We start from the raw sequence: 3,779 nt of genomic DNA on the forward strand, positions 1-3,779 counted from the left end.
GGTCTCGCCGGTGAGGGTAGCGGCAATGGCGATGCGGCTGCCGTCCGCGCGTTCGAGACACCCGGTATCGCCCGGTTGGCCGCCCGAAGTGGCGTAGAAGATCGTCCGGTCGAGGATGATGCCGCCGCGGTCGTTGACGGCAACGATCGTCGCATCCGCCGTCCGCAGATAGGCGTCGTCGCGAAACAGGGCATCCGTCCAGTTTGCCATCACGCGACCTTTTCGAACGGCACCGAAATTGTGCTCTTCAGCTCCATCCAACCCGGCACCGGCAGTTGCTTCTCGCGCAGGAATTCCGGGTTGAACAGTTTTGACTGATAGCGCGTGCCGTAGTCACAAAGAATGGTCACGATGGTGTGGCCGGGACCCAATTCCCTGGCCAGGCGGATCGCGCCGGCAATGTTGATGCCGGTCGAGCCACCGACGCAAAGCCCCTCTTCCTGGATCAGGTCGAAGACGATCGGCAGCGCATCCTCATCGGGGATCTGGAAGGAAAAGTCCGGCGTGAACCCTTCGAGATTGGCGGTGATGCGCCCCTGCCCGATGCCTTCGGTGATCGAGCTGCCTTCGGACTTCAGCTCGCCGCTGGTGTAGAAGGAGTAGAGCGCGGCCCCCAGCGGGTCGGCCAGCGCGATCTTCACATCCTTGCTTTTCGCCTTCAGCCCAAAGGCGACGCCGGCCAGCGTGCCGCCGGAACCGACCGCCGAGACAAAGCCATCGACCTTGCCGCCGGTCTGGCTCCAGATTTCCTCTGCTGTGGTGCGGATATGGCCGTCACGGTTGGCAACATTGTCGAACTGGTTGGCCCAGATGGCGCCGTTCGGCTCGGTCCGCGCCAGTTGCTCGGCCAGCCGCCCCGACAGTTTCACATAATTGTTGGGGTTCTTGTAGGGCACGGCAGGCACTTCGATCAGTTCGGCACCGAGCAGCTTGATCGTGTCCTTCTTCTCCTGGCTCTGTGTGTCGGGAATGACGATGACGGTGCGATAGCCGAGCGCCTTGGCGACCAGCGTCAGCCCGATGCCGGTGTTGCCCGCCGTTCCCTCGACGACGACACCGCCGGGTCTCAGCAGCCCACGCTGCTCGGCATCGCGGATGATGAACAGGCCGGCGCGATCCTTGACCGACTGGCCCGGATTCATGAATTCGGCCTTGCCCAGGATCTCGCAACCGGTTTGTTCCGAAGCTTTGTTGAGGCGGATCAAAGGCGTTTTGCCGATCGCGTCGATCACAGAACGGGGCATTCAGGATTCCTTGTGTAGGTGCGCCGAAACCCTAGAAACCCGAAGCTGCAGTTTCAAGGCAAGAATTTGTCTGGTCCAGTCGCATTTGCGGTACTGTAATTGCGTCAGCGCTTCCCGAAACCGACCTCTTGCGCCACAGCTCATTTTCCGGCTGACGTTGAAAAGCAGCTTTTCATTCGATTTCTTCATCGCTAGAGCAAAGCACCAACAAGTCGACAGGGCGCAGCATGACACTCTACCGGGCCAACCCGAAGCACGGCGTCGCCTGGATCACGGGCGGATCGAGCGGCATCGGCCGTGCCTTGGCCAGGGATCTTGCTTCCCAGGGCTATGCCGTCGCGGTGACGGCGCTCGACGACGATCCGATCGACACGCTTGTCGTCGAGACCGCGCAGATGCCGGGCAGCGTCACGGCCTTTCCCTGCGACGTCACCGACGAGCCGCGCATGGCAAGAACCGTCGCCGCGATCGAGAAGGAGCTCGGTCCCATCGTGCTCGCCATCTTCAATGCTGGGAATTACATTTCGACGCCGGGGGAGAATCTTGTCGTCAACGACTTTCGCCGGTCCTTCGAGGTCAATTATTTCGGCATCATCAACGGCCTCGTGCCTGCGGTCGAACGCATGCGTGTGCGGGCGCGCGGCCATGTCGTGCTGGTCGGCTCCGTGACATCCTATTTCGGCTGGCCGACAACGGCCGCCTATGGCGGCACCAAGGCGGCCATCAACATCCTGGCCGAGTCGCTGAAGTATGATTTCGACAAGATGAACGTGCGTATCCAGGTGTTCAACCCAGGCTTCATCGACACCCCGCTGACCGAGAAGAACATGCTGCCGATGCCGGGACTGATGCCGGTCAGCCGCGCATCGCGCCGCATGGCGCGAGGCATCAAGTCGGGCGGTTTCGAAGTCCATTTCCCGCGCCGGACAAGCTGGCCGCTGAAACTGCTCGCCCTGCTGCCGAGGCCGCTGTGCAGAGGGTTTATCAGCCTGATGACCAGTTGGAAGGCGCGGCCTCTGCATTACGACCGCAAGCCGCCGATCGAATAGGACGCCTGCGAAATTGGCAGGCTCCCCGTTTTCGGGCCGCCGTCGCCATGGTTGAGACAAGTGCCGCGTGGAGTCTGCGATGGGGCGACGGATCGTGCTTGCTGTGCTGGGCCTTATTGCCGTTCTCGCACTGGCCTTCGTGTTCGGCCCGCGCGTTCGCGTCGACACCACGATCCGTTTCGATCCCTCGCTCATCGGCGACGATCCGCAGGCCTATGTGGCAAAGGCGGAAGCCGCCATCCCCGGAATCCGAGACGGGCTGGAGAAGGAGATCGTCTGGGCCGATCCGTTGGTGCATGCCAGGACCCCGCTATCGATCGTCTACATCCACGGCTTTTCCGCATCGAAGGGCGAGGTCCGCCCGCTGCCTGACGAAGTGGCGGAACAGCTTGACGCCAATCTCTTCTACACACGGCTTACCGGTCATGGGCAGGATGGCGCGGCGATGACGCAAGGCAGCATCAATGCCTGGATCAACGACTATGAGGAGGCGCTCGCCATCGGCCGGGCGATCGGCGACAAGGTGATCGTCATCTCGACTTCGACCGGCGGCTCGCTGGCGGTCTGGGCGGCAACGCAGCCCGGTGCGTCGGACGGGGTGGCGGCGATTGCGTTCATCTCCCCGAACTTCGGCGTCAAGACTTCGGGCGCCGAGATCCTGACCATGCCGTGGGGCAAACAAATCGCCAGGCTGGTCGCCGGCAAGGAACATAGCTTCGTGCCGCGCAACGCGCTGAATGAAAAATTCTGGACCACCCGCTATCCGATCGAAGCAACCTTGCCGATGCAGGCGCTGACCGAGCTTGCCTATGGCGCGCCGGTGGAGAAGGCGACCGTCCCTGCTTTGTTCATCTTTTCTGATTCGGACAAAGTGGTGCGGGCCGACCGCAGCCGCGAGATTGCCGGGCGCTGGGGCGCGCCGCATGAACTGGTTCCGGTCGACGACACTGGCGACCCGGACAATCACGTCATTGCCGGCGACGCGCTGTCGCCATCGACCACGGCGTTTCTGGCGCAAAGGATCGCCGTCTGGATCGAAGCGGTGGTGAAGTAGGCGACGAAAAAGGGCGACCGAAGCATCGCTTCGGCCGCCCTTTTCTTGTTTCGTCTCGGCAATCAGCCAGCCGAAGCTTGACTGACTGCAGCGCGGTCTGGCTTACGCGGCCCGCGCAGCCGGACGCTTACCGCCGAAGCGGCGCTTGTTGTTGCCCTTGAAGGCCGGCTTGGCGCCGTCCGGCTTGCGCTCGCCGGCGAAGGCCGGCTTGTCGCCGAAGCGCTTCTTGCCAAAGCCGTTGCCCTTGTTCTCGCCACCGGGCCGCCTGCCGTCGCGACGGCCATTGCGGTCGTTGCGGTCATTGGCCGGCTCGAAACGCTCGTTCTTTTCAGCCGGATTGCGCAGCGGATCGGGGCTGCCGAGATGGTCGGCAACGATCGGCAGCTTGGTGCGGATGATGCGCTCGACCTGGCGCAGCTTGCTGTTCTCGGA

At 62.8% G+C, this 3,779-nt stretch carries 4 protein-coding genes and 1 pseudogene; 2 read left to right on the forward strand and 3 right to left on the reverse strand.

The annotated features are described in order from the left end of the window. Together ENZ74_RS25160 and ENZ74_RS25165 are read right to left on the reverse strand one after the other, a co-directional pair. Nucleotides 1-210: alanine--tRNA ligase-related protein (locus tag ENZ74_RS25160; RefSeq protein WP_245471001.1), on the reverse strand; the 210-nt coding region annotated here is incomplete at its 3' end. Then, complete coding sequence (locus ENZ74_RS25165; protein WP_013531459.1) at nucleotides 210-1,244, reverse strand: cysteine synthase A; 1,035 nt, start codon at nucleotides 1,242-1,244, stop codon at nucleotides 210-212. The genes ENZ74_RS25165 and ENZ74_RS25160, both read right to left, overlap by 1 nt. Before the next feature lie 227 nt (nucleotides 1,245-1,471). Between ENZ74_RS25165 and ENZ74_RS25170 the strand changes: the two genes are divergently transcribed. Both ENZ74_RS25170 and ENZ74_RS25175 read left to right on the forward strand, forming a co-directional pair. Beyond that, nucleotides 1,472-2,293, forward strand: a complete 822-nt coding sequence (locus ENZ74_RS25170; RefSeq protein WP_024505081.1) for an SDR family oxidoreductase — start codon at nucleotides 1,472-1,474, stop codon at nucleotides 2,291-2,293. A gap of 79 nt (nucleotides 2,294-2,372) precedes the next feature. Continuing rightward, nucleotides 2,373-3,347 carry an alpha/beta fold hydrolase gene (locus ENZ74_RS25175; protein WP_063168060.1) on the forward strand — a complete coding sequence of 325 codons (975 nt, stop codon included), beginning with the start codon at nucleotides 2,373-2,375 and terminating at the stop codon, nucleotides 3,345-3,347. Nucleotides 3,348-3,449: 102 nt separating this feature from the next. On the opposite strand, the pseudogene ENZ74_RS25180 reads toward ENZ74_RS25175, so the two are convergent. Then, nucleotides 3,450-3,779: pseudogene (locus ENZ74_RS25180) on the reverse strand (ATP-dependent helicase); the annotation flags it as partial.

Origin of the sequence: Mesorhizobium sp. M7A.F.Ca.CA.002.15.2.1, from assembly GCF_003998715.1 — a bacterium.
Taxonomy (GTDB): Bacteria; Pseudomonadota; Alphaproteobacteria; order Rhizobiales; family Rhizobiaceae; genus Mesorhizobium; species Mesorhizobium ciceri.